Source organism: Trinickia sp. HAY1-2D (assembly GCF_056754935.1).
Map to the genome: position 1 here is coordinate 1,203,973 of NZ_JBPGWX010000001.1, position 17,845 is coordinate 1,221,817.

General features: G+C 63.4%; 16 protein-coding genes and 2 pseudogenes. 8 read left to right on the top strand and 10 right to left on the bottom strand.

All coding sequences use genetic code 11. The annotated features are described in order from the left end of the window. Positions 1-26 precede the first annotated feature (26 nt). Positions 27-1,118, bottom strand: a complete 1,092-nt coding sequence (locus ACR9ZC_RS05310; RefSeq protein ID WP_481579413.1) for a porin — start codon at positions 1,116-1,118, stop codon at positions 27-29. Between the two features lie 169 nt (positions 1,119-1,287). Continuing rightward, entirely contained in the window at positions 1,288-2,181 is an 894-nt protein-coding gene (locus ACR9ZC_RS05315; RefSeq protein ID WP_481579414.1) for a LysR family transcriptional regulator, read from the bottom strand. Between the two features lie 168 nt (positions 2,182-2,349). Here ACR9ZC_RS05315 and ACR9ZC_RS05320 point away from each other — a divergent pair, with 168 nt between their 5' ends. Further along, positions 2,350-2,757, top strand: a complete 408-nt coding sequence (locus ACR9ZC_RS05320; RefSeq protein WP_331569065.1) for a DoxX family protein — start codon at positions 2,350-2,352, stop codon at positions 2,755-2,757. 11 nt (positions 2,758-2,768) lie between these two features. On the opposite strand, the gene ACR9ZC_RS05325 is transcribed toward ACR9ZC_RS05320, so the two are convergent. Further along, positions 2,769-3,968 (bottom strand): YncE family protein, encoded by a 1,200-nt coding sequence (locus ACR9ZC_RS05325; RefSeq protein ID WP_481579415.1) that lies wholly within the window; start codon positions 3,966-3,968, stop codon positions 2,769-2,771. Positions 3,969-4,099: 131 nt separating this feature from the next. Next, positions 4,100-4,912: a creatininase family protein gene (locus ACR9ZC_RS05330; protein ID WP_481579416.1), complete on the bottom strand. Its 813-nt coding sequence runs from the start codon at positions 4,910-4,912 to the stop codon at positions 4,100-4,102. A 194-nt stretch (positions 4,913-5,106) separates the two neighbouring features. Between ACR9ZC_RS05330 and ACR9ZC_RS05335 the strand changes: the two genes are divergently transcribed. Both ACR9ZC_RS05335 and ACR9ZC_RS05340 read left to right on the top strand, forming a co-directional pair. Then, positions 5,107-5,418, top strand: a complete 312-nt coding sequence (locus ACR9ZC_RS05335) for a DUF4148 domain-containing protein (RefSeq protein ID WP_331569061.1) — start codon at positions 5,107-5,109, stop codon at positions 5,416-5,418. Positions 5,419-5,700: 282 nt separating this feature from the next. Next, positions 5,701-6,705 (top strand): DedA family protein/thiosulfate sulfurtransferase GlpE, encoded by a 1,005-nt coding sequence (locus ACR9ZC_RS05340; protein WP_481579417.1) that lies wholly within the window; start codon positions 5,701-5,703, stop codon positions 6,703-6,705. 63 nt (positions 6,706-6,768) lie between these two features. Here ACR9ZC_RS05340 and ACR9ZC_RS05345 read toward each other — a convergent pair whose 3' ends face one another. The 3 genes from ACR9ZC_RS05345 to ACR9ZC_RS05355 form a co-directional block, all read right to left on the bottom strand. Then, the gene (locus ACR9ZC_RS05345; protein ID WP_481579418.1) at positions 6,769-7,812 is read right to left on the bottom strand and encodes an aldo/keto reductase; all 1,044 of its coding nucleotides are present in this window, start codon (positions 7,810-7,812) and stop codon (positions 6,769-6,771) included. Between the two features lie 204 nt (positions 7,813-8,016). Further along, a complete protein-coding gene (locus ACR9ZC_RS05350) occupies positions 8,017-9,474 on the bottom strand; it encodes a YncE family protein (protein WP_481579419.1) in 1,458 nt (485 codons plus the stop codon). Then, positions 9,471-9,926 carry a DUF305 domain-containing protein gene (locus ACR9ZC_RS05355; RefSeq protein ID WP_481579420.1) on the bottom strand — a complete coding sequence of 152 codons (456 nt, stop codon included), beginning with the start codon at positions 9,924-9,926 and terminating at the stop codon, positions 9,471-9,473. The genes ACR9ZC_RS05350 and ACR9ZC_RS05355 overlap by 4 nt, the downstream gene beginning before the upstream one ends. A gap of 267 nt (positions 9,927-10,193) precedes the next feature. On the opposite strand from ACR9ZC_RS05355, the gene ACR9ZC_RS05360 reads away from it, so the two are divergent. Together ACR9ZC_RS05360 and ACR9ZC_RS05365 are read left to right on the top strand one after the other, a co-directional pair. Then, positions 10,194-10,712, top strand: a complete 519-nt coding sequence (locus ACR9ZC_RS05360) for an RNA polymerase sigma factor (protein ID WP_481579421.1) — start codon at positions 10,194-10,196, stop codon at positions 10,710-10,712. Further along, a complete protein-coding gene (locus ACR9ZC_RS05365; protein WP_481579422.1) occupies positions 10,709-11,557 on the top strand; it encodes an anti-sigma factor family protein in 849 nt (282 codons plus the stop codon). Before ACR9ZC_RS05360 ends, ACR9ZC_RS05365 begins: the two co-directional genes overlap by 4 nt. 130 nt (positions 11,558-11,687) lie before the next feature. Here the strand turns inward: ACR9ZC_RS05365 and ACR9ZC_RS05370 are convergent. Next, positions 11,688-12,371 (bottom strand): annotated as a pseudogene (locus ACR9ZC_RS05370) (FadR/GntR family transcriptional regulator); the annotation flags it as partial. Between the two features lie 246 nt (positions 12,372-12,617). Here ACR9ZC_RS05370 and ACR9ZC_RS05375 point away from each other — a divergent pair. The 3 genes and pseudogenes from ACR9ZC_RS05375 to ACR9ZC_RS05385 form a co-directional block, all read left to right on the top strand. After that, positions 12,618-13,946, top strand: a complete 1,329-nt coding sequence (locus ACR9ZC_RS05375; protein WP_331569048.1) for a C4-dicarboxylate transporter DctA — start codon at positions 12,618-12,620, stop codon at positions 13,944-13,946. Between the two features lie 60 nt (positions 13,947-14,006). Beyond that, a complete protein-coding gene (gene alc, locus ACR9ZC_RS05380) occupies positions 14,007-15,017 on the top strand; it encodes an allantoicase (RefSeq protein WP_481579423.1) in 1,011 nt (336 codons plus the stop codon). Beyond that, positions 15,014-15,514 (top strand): annotated as a pseudogene (locus tag ACR9ZC_RS05385) (ureidoglycolate lyase); the annotation flags it as partial. The gene alc and the pseudogene ACR9ZC_RS05385, both read left to right, overlap by 4 nt. A gap of 53 nt (positions 15,515-15,567) precedes the next feature. Here the strand turns inward: ACR9ZC_RS05385 and ACR9ZC_RS05390 are convergent. Continuing rightward, the gene (locus ACR9ZC_RS05390) at positions 15,568-16,878 is read right to left on the bottom strand and encodes an MFS transporter (protein WP_440559594.1); all 1,311 of its coding nucleotides are present in this window, start codon (positions 16,876-16,878) and stop codon (positions 15,568-15,570) included. 42 nt (positions 16,879-16,920) lie between these two features. Beyond that, positions 16,921-17,691 (bottom strand): putative hydro-lyase, encoded by a 771-nt coding sequence (locus tag ACR9ZC_RS05395; RefSeq protein ID WP_481579424.1) that lies wholly within the window; start codon positions 17,689-17,691, stop codon positions 16,921-16,923. Positions 17,692-17,845 lie beyond the last annotated feature (154 nt).

Below are 17,845 nucleotides of genomic sequence, written 5' to 3' on the forward strand. Positions count from 1 at the left end.
ATGCCGCGTGCGAAACAGCGGAAAACCTAGAAGAGGTGGCGCACGCCGAGGGAAACGACGGCTTGCCGTGTGGAGCCGGACGCCGGAAGGAGGAATATCTGCGCCTGCACACCTGCGCTGGCGCGCAAGTAAACCGCATGGAAATAGATGTCCGTGCGTTTCGAAAGCGAATAATCGGTGCCCGCGACGATCTGACTCCAGGCGTGGCTCGCAAGCGTCGATCGCGCATAACTGGCGGATAACGAAAGCGCATAGTCGACCGAGTACTTGACGCCGCCCTCGGTCGTGCGCAACGACGTGCTCTGGCCGTGGGAATGGAAGCCAACCGCGGTATAAACGGCATGCAGATAAGCCGGGCCGAGCTGGTAGCCCGCGCCGACACCCGACACCGTCAGCTTGTCGAACGTCTGGAACCGCGGCAGCAAGCCTTGCTGAGCGGTACCGATCAGCGGCGTGCCCAAGACCGTCGTGCCGATACCCGACACCGCGGTGAAGTCGTGGATTTCGACATAAGCGGCGCCGGCCTTGAACGGCCCATGACCATAGGTGAGCCCGAAGCTCGCGGCGCTATGCGAAGCGAAGTTGCCGGGCTGCCCGCCAAATGCGTAGAGCGCGCCGAGTTGAAACCCCGCCATATCCGGCGTCACATAACGGACAGCGTTATCGATGCGCTCGGCGCCGAGCCGGTCGAGATCGCCGAGATGAAAGGCGAAGACGGACGGGGTCAACGTACCGGAGGCGAACGCCGTGAGGTTCGTGCTCATGAAATCGTATTGGCGCCCGAACGTGAGTGTACCGAAGCGCTCGCTCGCGAGGCCGACCCACGCCTGGCGGCCGAACTCCAGCCCCCCTTGGGACAGCCGTCCATCGTTGAGCGTGAAACCGTTTTCGAGCCGAAAGACCGCACGGTAGCCGCCGCCGAGATCTTCCTGTCCCCGCAACCCCCACCGGTCCGATTGGCCGATGCCGCTCGTCTGGGCCCACGCGTGATGGCCTGCTTCGTTCGTCACGAACGCCACGCCACCATCGACGATTCCATACAACTGGACGGTACTCTGGGCATGCGCGCACGCGCTCGCCAAACCGCAGACCGCGGCACTCATAGCCCAGCGCTTCATGAGGAGCCCCCATCCGGAATTTTTCGTTTTATCGATCGATGGCGTACCGCGTAGAGTCATCGACACATTCGGACTCAGCATAGGCGATTCTCGATAACGGCGATAGCTGTTCGACGAAACTGCTTGCGCCGCCTCCGATGAACACGGACGAGCCTCGCGCTGAGCGCGCTTACCGCACGCGCGCATCTCCCGAGATGAAGTCGAGGAACGTCCTCACCTTCGGCGAGAGATACTTTCGGTTCTGATAAACGCCGTAGAGCTGCGAATCGAAGACGCGATACCCGGGCAGCACGGCCTCGAGCCGTCCCGCCTGGATATCCCGCGAAACGAGAGCGTTCGGCAGTAATGCGAGGCCCATGCCTTCGAGTGCCGCGAGGCGCATCAGCGATTCATCGTTGCTCTGAAGTACCGGGTCGACTTTGACTGTTTCGCGGCCATCGGGTCCTTCGATGTCGAGGCGGTTGACGTCCGGCATCAACGAATAGGAAAGCATGGCGTGCGTGCCGAGATCGGCCGCACGAGTCGGCCGCCCCGCACGGTCCAGATACGCGGGAGCGCCTACGATGTAAAACGTCACGGGAGCGATCGGCCGCGCGATCAGCGACTGCCCGAGCGCCATCGGGTTCGTGACACGTAACGCAAGGTCGATCCGCTCTTCGACCAGATTGACGAATCGTCCCGACAGGTCGACGTCGAGCCTCACTTCCGGATAACGGGCGCGGTAATCGTTCAGCACACCGATGAAATCCGGGTTGGCCATCCATACCGGTGCACTGAGCCGAAGCGTGCCGCGCGGCGCCGCTCTCGATTGAGCGACGCTCGCCTCGACATCTTCCAGATCGTCGAGCATTTGCCGCGCGTGATCGAAATAGACCGTGCCTGCTTCGGTCAGGCTCAGGCGGCGGCTCGTCCGGTTGAGCAGCAATGCACCGAGGCGCCGCTCGAGATGCATCACGTGTTTGCTCGCCATCGCGGGCGACATGTCGAGCCGCCGCGCCGCCGCGGCAAAGCTCTTCAGCTCGACAGCCAGACGGAACACCTGCATGCTCGTCAATGTATCCATCCGATCGTCAACCAGGAGTAAATGATGGATCAATCATAGCCGAGTTGATCCGCGCGCCGCCCCACCGTATCGTTCGCCACAGGTCGCAACCGGAATGCCCGCGAATGCCGTTGGATGAGCGTGCCTCCGGTGCACTTCCTCCTTATCGCTTCATTTCCGGCCACCATCATGATCAATCCGAGAACCGCCCCTTACGCCGCGCTGCTTTTACGAATCAGCCTCGGCATTCTCTTCCTCGCCCACGTCGGCCTGAAGTTTTTCGTATTTACGATACCCGGCTTCGTCGGTTTTTTCGGCTCGCTCGGATTGCCCGCTATTGCCGCCTATCTGACGATCGCCCTCGAGCTCGTCGGCGGCATCGCGCTGATCTTCGGTATCTATGCTTCGTGGGTGGCGATACCGCTCGCCATCGAAATGCTCGGCACCATCGTCATGGTGCACGGCGCGAACGGGTGGCTCTTCACGAACAAGGGCGGTGGATGGGAATACCCCGCCTTCTGGGCCGTCGCGCTCATCGCGCTGTTCTTGCTCGGCGACGGCGCGCATGCGCTGCGGCCCGCGCCGCAACGAGGCTGAAACCGCCCGGCTCAGCGCATGTTTCCCGTATGCCCGAGCGAATAACGCCCGGGCTGCGGCCATACCGTGAGCCCGTGAGGCTCCATCCCGACGGCGATCGAGCGCACCGCGCCCGTCGCCGTATCGATCGCATAGGCCACATCGTCGAAGCGGCCGGACAGCCATAGCGTCTTGCCATCCACGCTGACATTGCCCATATCGGGGCTTCCGCCGCCTGGAATCGGCCATGTCGCCACCACCTTGCGCGTAGCGAAATCGATGACCGACACGCTGCCCTTGCCGTGCTTCATGCCATGGACATGGCTCGAGCCGCGATTGGCGACGTAAAGCTTCGTGCCGTCCCGGCTTGGGTACAGGCCGTGCGTACCGAGCCCGGTGGGGATGAACTCCAGCTCCTTGAAGCTGTCGCCATCGACGACATGCACGCCATCCGCCGTCATGTCGGCCACATAAAACACCTTTCCGTCGGGCGCGATGCGCACGTCCTGCGGCATGCTCTTCTTGCCGAACGTGATGTAGCCGAGCACCTTGCGGCTCGTCATATCGATTTTGGCCAGCCCATGGCCGAACTCGCAGGTGAAGACCGCGTATTTGCCGTCGATCGAAAAATCCGCATGATTGATGCCCTTGCATTGCGGGACATCGAGGCTCGAATGCAGCGCCATCGTATGAGGGTCGCGAAAGTCGAGCCGCGCATGGGCCTCCGCGACGACGATCGCTTCCTTGCCATCGGGGGTGAAGTACATGTTGTAAGGATCGTCCACCGCGATGGCCGCGCCGGGCTTGCCGGTCTTCGGATCGATCGGCGTCAACGTTCCATCGGTCCGCTCCTCGGCGTTGTTCGTCACCCACAGCGTTTGCAGGTCCCATGACGGCACGATGTGCTGAGGACTGCGGCCGACTTTGAATTTATCGACGACTTTGAAGGTGGCCGGATCGATCACATAGACGTCGTCCGAACGCAGGTTCGGCACATACACGCGCGTCAATGCGCCGGCAACCGCTTTGCTGAGGTGAGCGCTGCCCGCTTCGCTGTAAAGGTTGCGCGGATCGACGACCGGCGGCATGCCAGGCACGGTCGTCACCGCCGGCTGGGCGCTTGCGGCGAACGCCGAGGCGCCGCTCGACAAGCTCGCCAAAACGACGCAAGCGGCGCCGATCGAAGCGCGGACTGACAGCAAGGTAACGCGGGCATCACGGTTCTGGCGCATAGGGAAGTCCGTTGTCGAATGTCGAAAAGCGAAGCGATCGCAAAACCCCAAAAAAAACGAATCGAAAAACCCGGGAATCAAGACCCAAGCAAAACCCGAAGCCGGCGAAAGCGCAAGCCGGCGCAATGTCGCTACTGCTTGCCCGTCGCTTTTCTGATGGCTTCGACGGTGCGTGCCACGATTGCATCGGTGCCGAGCCGCCCGAGCTCCGCGCTCGCGCGTCGCGGGTCGCCGCCATAGACGCCGTCCGCCGGTCCCGGTTTGGCCGCACGGCGCAGCGCGTCGGTGCGGACCATCTGCGGTGCGACGGCCAGCAACAGCGCCGTGTCGGCAAGCCCGGCATGCGTGCCGATCTCATCGTCGCGATAGCCATGTTGACGAAGAATTTGTGCGTAGCCCTCCGAACTCGTGCCGTAGTACTCCGGTGGCACCAACGCGTGCGCGCTGCCGCCCCAACGGCGGTTGAGGCTCACCACCGCCTGTTTGATGTCGTTCTGATATCCGCCATGATCGCCGAGGAATACGACGTTCCTGAAGCCATGAATCCGTAAGCTGTTCGCCGCGGACTCGAGTGTCTTCTCGAACACCTCGTCCGGCACCGTGATCGTGCCCGCAAAGCGCATATGGGAGGTGGGGGGGGCGTAGCTTCCCTCGGGCACATAGGCAATGACCGGCGCCACGAGCGCGTTGCCGAGCGCCTGCGCGATTCGCGCGGCAAGCACCTTCACGCGCGCGTTGTGCTTGCCGAGCGCAACGTACGGCCCGCTTTGCTCCGTGCCGCCGATCGGAATGATCGCGGTCGTCTTGCCGGCTTTCACAGCGTCGCGCAACTCTGTCCAGGTGAGATCTTCGATCTGCACGGTATCCGGCGTTTGCGCGTGTACCGCACGCATTGCAAGGAGGATTGCGGCGAAAACGAAAGCGTTTTGTAAAAAACGATGCATGACGCAAGCCTCGAGTGAAAGTCCGCATTAAAGAGCCATCGGCAAACGTAGCGGCGATTATCGCCAAATACGTAACGGTGATTTCTCAAAATAGGAGTTAACCCTTAGCGTTTGGCTCGCTAGACTGCAGTCATCGGTTCAAGCAGTTGCATCGGCAATAACCGATAGGACAATCAAATCGGAGGTTACTTATCATGAAATCGCTCATTCAAGCCGCAGTCATCGCCACGCTCATCGCCGCGCCGGCTCTTTCTTTCGCTCAATCGGACGCTCCGGTGTCCCGCGCTCAAGTCAAGGCGGAACTCGCGCAGTTCGTGCAGGCCAACCCGCACACGGCATTCGGCAAGGATCCGTACTACCCCGATAACGTGCAAGCCACCCAAGCCCGCATTGCCCAACAAGACGGCAACGTTGCGACTTCGTATGGCGGCACGGTAGCAGGTTCGTCGGCATCGGGCAGCCGCGCTGTCGGCCCGGCATTCAACGCTGTCTATTTCGGTCGCTAATACCATCGATCGGGCGCCCGGCCGCACCGGCAAAGGCGGCGCCCGAAATCGTTCGGCCCTACTGATCGGCGCCGGCCCGATCGTCGACGAAACGGCGATCGGGCCGGTGTTTGCCATCGGTACCTCCGCCGCCGGACATCCGGCGGTTTCGCCTGGCCCCCTTTGGCCGGGCGCTTTTTCGTTGCATACGCGCAATAGTGTTTTGAAAGCGCGGACGCGGCACTCGCGGCATAATTCGCGGGTGCGGCCGCCGGCCGACGCCCTCGCTCCGGACAACTCCCGATGCTCCACGATCTCGTCGCGCGCTACGGTCCCATGCTCGTATTCGTCAACGCGCTGGCCGCTGCACTCGGACTGCCGGTACCGGCGATGCCGACGCTCGTCCTGTTCGGCGCATTGGCCGCCATGCATCCCGGCTCGCTCGGCATCGCGCTTGGCCCCGTGCTCGTGCTCGCCGTCTGCGCGACGCTGATCGGCGACAGTCTGTGGTTCTATGCCGGCCGCATCTACGGCGGCACGACGCTGAAGACGATATGCAGGCTGTCGCTTTCGCGTGACACCTGCGTACGTAAAACGGAACGCTTCTTCGGGCGATGGGGCGTACGTGTGCTGACCGTTGCGAAACTGATACCGGGCCTCTCGCTCGTGTCCGTGCCGATGGCAGGCGCGATGGGCACTTCGTATCGGACGTTCGTCGCGCACGATGGCGTCGGTGCCGCGCTTTGGGCCGGCATAGGGCTCGCACTCGGTGTAGCGCTCTCGCCGCAGATCGACTATCTGCTCGTGGCAGCGGGCCGGTTCGGGCGTGCCAGTGCGCTCTTCGCCGTCGCTTTCCTTTCGCTCTACGCGCTGTGGCGATGGGCACGCCGCCGGGCATTGCTTCGCGCGCTCGAATCGGCGCGCATCGATGTCGATACGCTGCATGCCCTGATGGAGTCCGGCGCGGCGCCGACGATCTTCGATGTCCGTTCGGATGAGACGCGCAGGCTCGATCCATTCGTCATTCCGGGTGCCCGCTTTGCCGACGAACGCGAGCTCGATGCCCTCATCGCCGGGTACCGCCCCAATCAAAAGCTCGTGATCTATTGCTCGTGTCCGAACGAGGTGACAGCGGCATGGATGGCCAAGCGGTTGGTCGATGCGGGCTTCGTCGACGTATTGCCGCTGAGGGGCGGTCTCGATGCGTGGCGCAATGCGGGGCTTGCCGTGTCGCCGCTGCCGCTCGAGGCGGCCGCCTCGCCGTTCAACGATGCGCCGCTCGGCGGGGGCGACCCGAAGATCGTCTGATGCCGCCCGCTCGCGGACGTTGCGCGGCGCGCGGCACAGACGATGCGATGGCAGACGCTTCGCTCAGCGCGACTCGCTCAATTGCTTGCGTCGCACCTCGCCCTGACGCGCCAGCATCCAGCCCGGATATTCGGCGGGCATTGCGCTGACGCTATCGAGGACGGCCAGCTCTTCGGCACTGAGTTCGACCGAGGTGGCGGCGATATTGTCATCGAGCTGATCGACACGCTTCGCGCCCACGATGACGCTGGTCACCACTTTTTGATGGAGGAGCCACGCGAGCGCGATCTGCGCGACGGATACGCCCTTTGTTTCGGCGATGCCGCGCATTGCCTCGATGCAGTCATAGCCGCGCTCGAGCTGCACCGGGGGGAAGTCGAAGGTCGTGCGCCGGCTGCCTTCCTCGGCCTTCGCGTGACGACCGTATTTGCCGCTGAGGAACCCGCCCGCGAGCGGGCTCCAGACCATGAGGCCGAGGCCTTCGCTCGCCAGCATCGGCACGATCTCGCGTTCCAGATCTCGCCCCGCGATCGTGTAGTACGCCTGCAGCGATTCGAAACGGGCAAGACCGAGGCGCTCCGCTATCCCTAATGCTTTGACGATCTGCCAGGCCGCCCAATTCGAAACGCCGACGTAGCGCACGTGCCCCTGCTGCACGAGGTTATCGAGCGCGCGCACCGTTTCCTCGATCGGGGTCGCGGGATCGAACCCGTGCACCTGGTAAAGATCGATGTAATCGGTCTGCAAGCGGCGCAGGCTTGCTTTGACGCCATCCATGATGTGATGGCGTGATAATCCGCGCGAATTGATGCTTTTCGTGCCGGTCTCGCCGAACACCTTCGTTGCGACGATGACGTTCTCGCGCGGCGTATCGAGATTCTTCAGCGCCGTGCCCGTCATCGACTCCGATACGCCATCCGAATAGACATTGGCGGTGTCGATGAAATTGATGCCCGCATCGATCGCGCGGCCGATCAGCTTCTCCGCGTCGGCTTGCTGCAACTGCCCGATCTGCCCCCAGATGCCGCTCGTACCCCCGAACGTCATCGTGCCCAGGCACAGCTCGGATACGAATAGACCTGTGGAGCCAAACTTTATGTAACGCATGACCCGATTCCCTCCATACACGCTTCGTTCATGACATCGCCGCGCCGCACGGCTGGCCCGCCTGGCCGGAGGCGGGACGCATACGCACGAGCCGCGGCGCGCAAAGTATGATCCCGATGCCGCACGGCCTCGATACCCGATCGTCTCGGATTCTTGCCTGATTCTCTCGATGCGGTGCGCGAAAGCAGCGCTGCCGTGCGTCCATCAAAGCGACTGGCGCTGAACGGGCGCGCCGGGCTTGCCGGACACTCTCGGCGCGATGACGAGGTAGCGGCGCACATCGCCGGGCGCGCTTGCACCGGGGGCAACGATCTCGCGAATCTGGCCGACAGCGTTGACGACCGCGGAGCCCGCCGGGTTCGTCATGAATGTCGCGAGCGGCTCGATGCGACCGGTACCGTCGGCATGCTCCGTCAGCCCGAGCACATAGGCCTGCTTGGGCTCGAGTCCTGTCACGGCAGCCTGGAGCACCTGCAACAGGCCTTGATCGAAGAGCGCGACCGTCGTTCGCGCCGGGCCGCCTTGCACCGGTACGAGTTCGAGATGCGCCGCGCTCGCGGCAAGGCCGAGCGGCTCGGTGTTCTGCGTGCCGTCGCCGCGCGGCACCGCTTCAGGCACGTAGGCCACCGCTTGGGGTGCCTGGCCGACCGGGACCGTCGCCACGACCTTGTTGGTCGCCGTATCGATGACAGCCAGCGCATCCGCATTTTCGAGGCCGACATAAAGACGGCTACCGTCGCCCGACGGCCAGAGGCCATGCGGCAGACTGCCGACGGGAATCGTCGCCACCTGCGAAAAATCGTCGGTGCGGAATACCTTCACCTGATTCAAGCCCCCGACCGTGACATAGGCGAACATTTCGCCGCCGCGACGAACGATGTTGACATGGTTGGTGATCGGTCCCGTGTCGAGCGTGGCAAGGACCTTGAACGGCGGCCGCGCGTCGAATACCTGGGTCTTGCCGAGATCTTTCAGTGTGAACCACACTTGCGTGCCATCCGGCGTCGCCGCGATGTTCGGGCAAAACGGGCTTGCCTGGCGCACCTTGCCGACGATCTCGTGATCGGCGACGGAGATCACGTCGGTCTCCGGATTGAACGACGAGCAGACGTATCCGTACTTTCCATCGGGCGAGAAGATCTGCATGCCCGGGCCGGCCGGCACCCTGATTCTCGTCTTCTCCTCGAAGGTCTTTCCATCGAGCACGGCGATATAGTTTTCGCCTCGCACCGTCACCCACACCTCGCTGCCGTCGGGCGTGAAAAAAGCCTCGTGCGGCGAACGGCCGACATAAGTGATGTGCTTGACGGCATTCGTCTGCGTATCGATGAACGCGACCGAATTCGAACCGATCGAGACGACCGCGAGCGTGCGATGATCGGGCGAAAAGCCCAGGCCGTGTACCAGTACCTGGCCCCGGTAAAGCGGGGACAAGTTCTTCGGCGCCGGATCCCCGAGCCGAATCGCGCCGACGAAACGATTGGTGACCGGATCCACGATCGACACGGTATTGGAGAACTGCTCGGCGGCATACACCCGGTCGCGATGCGTGATCGGCACATCGGGGCTCGACGCGGAACCCGGCACCTGGCCCGCCCACGCGAGTTGTGCGACAACAGCAGACATGGCGCAAGCGAGCGCGCGAAAACAAAGACCGTTCATTTGGACTCCTCAATGGCTGTGCCCGTGGGCTGGGAATGTTCGTGGCGGCCAGGCGCCGCCGATCGAGCCGGCTCGGATGCAAATCCGCCCTGGTCGGGCGCCGGTGCAGGCGCGGGCAGCGCCTCGCCGAGCGCGAGCCGCATGGCGACGATTTCCTGCTGCTGCTCGACGACGATCTCTTGCGCGATCCGCCTCAATTGCTCGTTGCGCCCGTGGCGCAACTCCGCCTGTGCCATGTCGATCGCGCCTTGATGGTGAGGAATCATCGTCTGCACGAAGTCGCGATCGACGTCGCCGGCCGGCTTGACGGACATGCCCTCCATCATTCGGGTCATCGCCCGATCGTTTTCCGCGAGGAAAGCGGATTCCTCCGAGCTGGCGGCAAATTTGCCGGCAGCGAACGCGGCACTGCCGAGCGCCAGCGCCGCTGCGAGAAGTGCAGTTTTTTTCATGAAAGTCCCGATGAATGCAAAGCAAAAACAAAGCGAACCGTCACTGGGCGAACTGCACGAGGTGCGGGGATATTCCATCGTCCGCGCGAATTTCCTCGAGGGCGTGCCCTCACACGTCCCGGCTTCATCCGCGTCGAGTGCGACACGCGCGCCGCGGCCCTGACTCGAATTTGAATCGGGCGGAATAATTGGGCCGCCGGCGGCGTTTGCCTCGAATAGAACAGGAATCCGAGCCAACATGCCTAAAGCCGCTGACCGGCAAGTCCCATGAACCACCGTGACGAGTTGATGGAGCACATCCCCCGACTGCGGCGGTATGCGCGCGCGCTCATTCACAACCGGGAACTCGCCGACGACCTCGTACAAGACACGCTCGAGCGCGCGCTCGGCCGCCTTCATCAGTTCGAGGCAGGCACCGATTTACGCGCGTGGCTCTTCACGGTCATGCATAACGTTTTCGCCAGTCAAACCCGGCGGGCCGCATCGCGCGCGCATTACGTCGAGGCCGACGAGCAGCAACTGGGACAAGCCGAATTCGCGGTGCCGGGCGGCCAGTTGCGATCGCTCGAGATGCGCGATCTCGACTATGCGCTTCAGCGGCTGCCGGCAGAGCAACGCGAAGTGGTACTGCTGGTCGGCCTGGAAGAGATGAGCTACGCGGACGTCGCGCTGACGCTCGGCGTGCCGATCGGTACGGTCATGTCCCGACTGTCGCGCGGCCGTGAGCGGTTGCGAAACCTCATGGCAGGCGCTCAGCCCGTCGAAAAGCTGAAGGTGGTGCGATGACCGGTAAAACGAACCCGATCGGTGACGAAGTACTTCACGCGTATGTCGACGGCATGCTGTCGGACGAAGAGCGTGCGCACGTCGACCAGGCGATTGCGCGCGACCCGGCGCTTGCCGCTCGCGTGAACGACTATTTCGCGCTCAATGCGCTGCTTCGCGAGCGCTACGACCGCGTCCTCGGCGAACCGGTACCGAAGCGCCTACGGCCGGCCGCGCTGCAGCGCAGGCGTACAACGGCCAATTGGCCCTGGTTTGCGGGTCTTGCCGCCGCACTGCTGATCGGCATCGGCATCGGGGCGGAAGGCGGCATGCGGTTGGGCTACGAACGCACCCCATCGGTTGCAGGTTCGAACGAGACAGGCGCCGTTCGAGCCGATGCAAGCCAGACGTTCGCGCGCCGCGCTGCCATCGCGCACGTCGTTTACATGCCGACCGTGGAGCGGCCCTCGCAACTCGGTGCGAGCCACGAGCAGGACTTCGTACGATGGCTGTCCGCCAAGCTCGGCACCGACATTCATCCGCCGATATTGTTACGCAGCGGATATGAGCTGATGGGCGGCCGTCTGCTGCATGACGCCGACGGCGAGATGGCAATGTTCATGTATCGAGACGCGCAGGGCCGGCGGGTGACGCTATCGATCTCGCACCGAAAAGCGAGTGCCGATACGACGGCCTTCGCGCTGTATCGCGACGGCCCCGTCAATGTTTTTTACTGGGTGGATGGCGATTTCGGCTATGCGATCTCGAGCGGGATCGATCGGCCGGCATTGCTCGCCTTGTCGCACGACGTTCACGAACAGTTGCGCTCACGGCCGTCCGCCGCGAAGCAGCCGAGCCCGGGTTGAAAAGCGCTCCGCGCTGAATCGGCGCGTGCAGCGCCGACTATCGCGACGACGCAACCTTGCCGTTTCGTCGCGGCTCCTTCGCCGCCGCACCGCCGGGGGTCTCGAGGACCGGCGCGGCGCCCGCTCCCGTCGGCACCGGAAAGTGGACGCCGGCGCGCTGGGCCGCGGCCACGATATGCGCCTCGATCGCACGCCCCGTGCGATTGGCATCGCGCCGCCTCAGCGCCTCGACGATCGCCGTGTGTTCGCGATGCGTCGAGAGCGCGAGCTCCCGTTGATAGAACGGCAGCCGCTGGCTTTCCTGCATGATCTCCGCACTGTTGCGCAATATCGATTCGATAGCCGAATTGCCGGCCAGCGCAACGATCCGCATGTGGAATTCGAAATCGAGCGCGGCCGCCGCCTCGAAATCGCCCTCGACGAGCGCGACGCGCAACGCCTCCACGTTCTGATCCAGCACGGCCAGATCCTCGTCGCCGACGGCGAGTGCCGCCAGCCGCGCCACGAAGCCTTCGAGCGCATAGCGCATCTGATAGGTATCCGGCAGCGAGACCTGATCGGCGAACCGCCAACGCTGAGTCCGGGCGGCCCGAGCGCGGCTGACATAAACGCCTTTGCCCGCGCGGATCGTCACGAGCCCGAGCGCCTCCAGCGTCGAAAGCGCCTCGCGCAACGAAGCGCGGCTGATTTCGAGTTCCTCCGAGAGCTGTCGCTGGGCAGGCAGCAGACTTCCGACGGGATAAATCCCTTGCTGAATGCGCTCGCGAATCGTGGAGATCGCGGCCTCGGTGACGGTTTGCGGAATGCTGTTCATGCGCGGCGGGTCGGATTTCAGGCGGTCAGACCGGTAGTGTATTACGAGCGGGCAATCGCCGCCGCAACCGCGCGGAGCAACGTTCCGTCGACGGGACCGATCCGAGGCGCGGGTTAACCCCCTTCGATCGGACCTTGACGCTCGCATATTGGGTTTCTAATATCCGCAATAACGAGTCCGGTCTGACCAGTTCGACCAGTCTGGCCACCGCGCCGTTACCGACTCATTATCGAATGGAGGCAGACTGTGTCGCGATTTCTGAATTCCCTTTTCGGGCGCGTGGTCATAGCGCTCATCGCCGGCGTGGCCATCGGTGCGCTGTTCCCGCATGCCGGCGAAGCGCTGCGTCCGCTCGGCGACGGCTTTCTCAAACTCATCAAGATGGTGGTCGGGCCCATCGTCTTTTGCGTGGTGGTGAGCGGCATGGCCAGCGCGGGCGACCTTCGCAAGGTCGGGCGCGTAGGCGGCAAGGCCATCCTCTACTTCGAGGCGATGACGACGATCGCGCTCGTGATCGGCGCATTGCTGGCATGGTTCATCCATCCCGGTGCGGGAATGAATATCGATCTGCGTACCGTCGACGCGAGCGCACTCAACACTTACACCGAGCATGCTAAAAGCCTGAAGGACGTCGGCGGCTTTCTGCTGAAGATCATCCCCGACACGATCGCCGATTCGTTCGCCAAGGGCGACATCCTTCAGGTTCTCGTGTTCTCGGTGCTGTTCGGCTCCGCCCTGTCGCTGCTTGGAGACAAGGCGGCACGCGTGTCGGGCTTCATCGACGATCTCGCCAAGGCGCTCTTTTGCGTGATGGGTTTCGTCATCAAGCTCGCGCCGCTTGGCGTGCTCGGCGCCATTGCGTTCACGACCGGCAAATACGGCATCACGTCGCTCAAGCAACTGGGTCTGCTCGTCGCCGTCTTCTATTTGAGCTGCATCGTGTTCGTCTGCGTCGTGCTCGGCGTTGCAATGCGTATCGCGGGTTTCAACATCTTCAAGCTGATACGCTACCTCAAGGACGAGCTGTCGATCGTGTTCGGCACCGCCTCGTCCGACGCCGTGCTGCCGCAAGTCATGCGTAAGCTCGAATGGCTCGGCATCAAGGATTCGACCGTCGGTCTCGTGATCCCCACGGGCTATTCGTTCAACCTCGACGGGTTTTCGATCTACCTCACACTGGCCGTTCTCTTCATCGCGCAGGCCACCAACACCCCTCTCTCGATGCACGACCTGATCGTCATCGTGCTCGTGTCGCTGGTGACGTCGAAAGGCGCACACGGCATCCCCGGCTCGGCCATCGTTATCCTCGCCGCGACGCTCTCCGCAATTCCCGCCATACCCGTGCTCGGGCTCGTGTTGATCCTGCCCGTCGACTGGTTCGTCGGCATTGCGCGTGCGGTCACGAATCTGATCGGCAATTGCGTTGCCGCAATCGTGGTGGCGGCCTGGGAAAACGACATCGACCGGGCACGCGCCAAGCGCGTGCTGGATGGCGAGTCTGGCCTCGAATTCATACCGCAAGCGCCGTCTGCCGGTGCCGTGCCCCACGCCCCCGCAGCAGCGCGCGCTGGCTGATCGCGGCGATCACCCCCGCCGCTCGGGACCGCTCAACTCTCAGGACATCGACATCCCATCATGGCTATCGTTTCGTTAGACCCGAACGCTCCGGCGTTCACCCGGCGCTATGTCAATCTGGCCGACCCCCGGCTCGGCGCGCAAGCGCTCGAAGCAAGCGACGAGTTCTTTGCGCCCAAGGACCGCATGCTCAACCCCGAGGCCGCCGTATTCATTCCAGGCAAATACGACGACCACGGCAAATGGATGGACGGCTGGGAGACGCGCCGCAAACGTACGACCGGACATGACTGGTGCATCGTCAAACTGGCGCGGCCGGGCATCGTGAAAGGCGTCGATCTCGATACCAGCCATTTCACCGGTAATTTCCCGCCCGCGGCTTCGATCGAGGCGACCTGCACTGAAGGCGAACCGGGATCGTCGAGCGAGTGGGTCGAGATTCTGCCGTCGGTCGCGCTCTCGGGCAATGCGCATCACTATCATGCGATCGAGGCGAACCGCCCGTTCACGCACCTGCGCATCAATCTCTATCCCGACGGCGGCCTCGCACGCCTGCGTGTCTACGGTCAGCCCCAGGTGGACTGGAGCCGGCTTGCGAACGCCGATACCGTCAACCTCGCGGCGATGGAGAACGGCGCCCATGTCGTGACGGCGAACAACCAGCACTTCGGGCTCGCCTCGAACATGCTGATGCCGGGACGCGGCGTCAATATGGGCGACGGGTGGGAAACGCGCCGCCGTCGCGAACCCGGCAACGACTGGTGCATCGTCGCGCTCGCGCATCCGGGCGAGATTCACCGCATCGAAGTCGATACGGCACACTTCAAGGGCAACTACCCGGACCGCTGCTCGATTCAGGCTGCGTTCGTCACCGGCGGGACCGACGAGTCGCTCGTGACGCAATCGATGTTCTGGCCCGTCCTGCTGCCGGAGCAACGGCTGCAAATGGACGCGAACCATACGTTTGCCGGTGAGATCGTCGACAACGGGCCCGTGACCCACGTGCGATTCAATATCGTGCCCGACGGCGGTGTCTCGCGTCTCAGACTGTTCGGGAGTCCGAAACGATGAACGTCCTCGAAATCGAGCCGCTCACGCGTGAAGCATTCGCGCCGTTCGGCGACGTCATCGAGCTCGACGGCGCGCGTCGCTTTCCGATCAACGCGGGCACGACCGAGCGTTATCACGATCTCGCCAACATCGATGTCGGCGATGCGGGTGGGCGCGTGCTCGTCAACGTCTTCCGCGCTCAGCCGTTTCGCTTTCCGATCGAGATTCGGATGATGGAGCGCCATCCGCTCGGCTCGCAGGCGTTCATACCGATTGGCGATGCGCCTTACCTCGTCGTGGTCGCCCCGCGCGGCACGCTCGACGCCGGACAACTGCGCGCATTCGTGACGCGCGGCTGGCAAGGCGTCAACTATGCCAAGGGAGTCTGGCACCACCCGTTGCTCGCGCTCGGGGACCGCAGCGACTTCATCGTCATCGATCGCGGCGGGGCAGGTGCCAATTGCGAAGAGGTTCAGTTGAGCGAGCCTTGGACGATCCCCGATGCAGTTGATGCAGTTGATGCGCTCGAGGCGTCGCACGTGAAGCAGGCGTCGAGCCTGCCCGAACACGCTCAGGTCTCGAGCGCCGCCCCGCGTGTTTCCGGCAAGGTGATCGCAGCGAGTACGACGACGCCGTAGGCGATCGCCGCGAATACGCCGATGGCCGAGCCAAGCGACATCGTCTGCGCGACGAGCCCGATCAGGAACGGGAACGTCGCGCCGACGGCGCGGCCGAAGTTGTAGCAAAAGCCCTGGCCGGAGCCGCGAATACGCGTAGGAAAGAGCTCGGTCATGAATGCGCCCATGCCGGCGAACAACCCCGACGCGAAAAAGCCGAGCGGGAACCCTAACGCCAGCAGCACTTCGTTGTTCATGGGAACGCGCGTATAGACGAGCGCGATCAGCATCGACGCCACCGAGAAAAGAATGAACGTCAGGCGCCGGCCGAAGCGGTCGCTCGAAAGCGCACCGCACAGATAGCCCGCGTAGGACCCGGCAATGACGACGGCGAGATATCCGCCGGTGCCGACCACGCTCAGATGCTGCTCGGTCTTGAGCCAGGTGGGCAGCCACGTCGTGATGGCGTAGTAGCCGCCTTGCGCGCCCGTTGCCAGTACCGCCACGCGCAGCGTCGTGAACCAGACTCCGCCGCCGAAGATTTCGAGGAACGAGGTGCGCTGGCCTTCGGCCGCTTCACGTTGCTGTTGCTGGCGGTGAATTTCGGGTTCGTCGACGAGCCGGCGGATCAGGATGACGAATGGCGCCGGCAGCACGCCGAGGGCGAACAGCACGCGCCACGCCGTATCGGCCGGCATCAGCGAAAAAACCAGCGTATAAAGCCCGGCCGACACCGCCCAGCCGATGGCCCATCCCGCCTGCACCATGCCGACCGCCTTGCCGCGATCGCGCGGGCGAATGATTTCGCCGATGAGCACCGCGCCCGCCGTCCATTCACCGCCGAAACCGAAACCCATCAAGCCGCGCGCGACGAGCAATTGCGTGTAGTTTTGCGTCAACGAACACATCAGCGTGAAAAAGGCGAACCACACGATGGTGATCTGCAACGTCCTCACGCGGCCGATGCGATCCGACAGAATGCCCGCGATCCACCCGCCGAGGGCCGACGTGAGCAACGTCACGGTGCCGATGAGTCCTGCTTCGCCTTTGGTCAACCCCCAGCTTGCGATCAGCGCCGGGATCACGAAGCTGAGAAACTGCGTGTCCATCGCGTCGAGCGCGTAACCGATCTTGCAACTCCAAAAGGCGCGACGTTCGCCTCGGCTCGTGTGTGCATACCAGCCGAAGAGGCCCGGTGACGCGGGCAAAGGCGCCTCGGGCTCCGGGACCGGTGCGCTACCGGCGTAGTGGGCTTCCGTAGTCATGACAGCTTCTCCGAACAATCAGCTTGATGGTGGCGTATCGGCTCACAGGATCGCGAGCGATGCATCGGGGATATCGGTCACGAGCATGTGCCCGGGCCTGTGTGCGATCGCGAACGGCAGCCGTGCGCTTTCGATCGCGCTTTGCGGGGTGACGCCGCATGCCCAGAAGAGCGGCAATTCGTGTTCGCGAACGGTGACGGCATCGCCGAAGTCCGGACGGCTCAAGTCGTCGATGCCGATGGCCGCCGGGCTACCGATATGCACGGGCGCGCCGTGCACGCCCGGGAAACGGCTCGTGATCTGCACCGCCCGCACCGCATGCGCCCCGCTCATCGGCCGCATCGAAACGACGAGCTGCCCACCGAACGGGCCCGCGGGCTGGTTGGCAATCGACGTGCGATACATCGGCACGTTGACGTTTTCCTCGATATGCCGCAAGGGAATCCGGTCCGACGCCAGTATCTGCTCGAATGAAAACGAACAGCCGATGGCGAAGACGACGAGATCGCTGCGCCAATGCTCGACGATGTCGCGCGGCTGCTCGGCCAGGACGCCATCGCGATAGACGTTGTAACCCGGTACGTCGGTACGGACATCGACGTCGCGCCCGAGGGCCGGCAGATGCCCTTGGCCGGGCTCGCCGACTGCGAGCAGCGGACAAGCCTTGGGATTGCGCTGACAAAAACGCAGAAAGTCTTCGGCATAGGCTTTCGGCAGAATAGCGAGGTTCGCCTGGGCGTATTCGCCGCAATGGCCTGCCGTCGGTCCGTTGAACCGCCCGGTGCGGATCTGCTGGCGGAATTCGTATGGCATGGAGATCTCGTGGTCGCGAAGCATGAAACGCAGCGTATGCGCGTCAAAATCGACGCGCCAGCGAATATTTGTGATCGTTTCCGTTTAGGAAAACTTAACGGAAATATCAGGGTCTTCCCGGATGGATTGCCGATGAGTCAAACCCAGTCGCAGC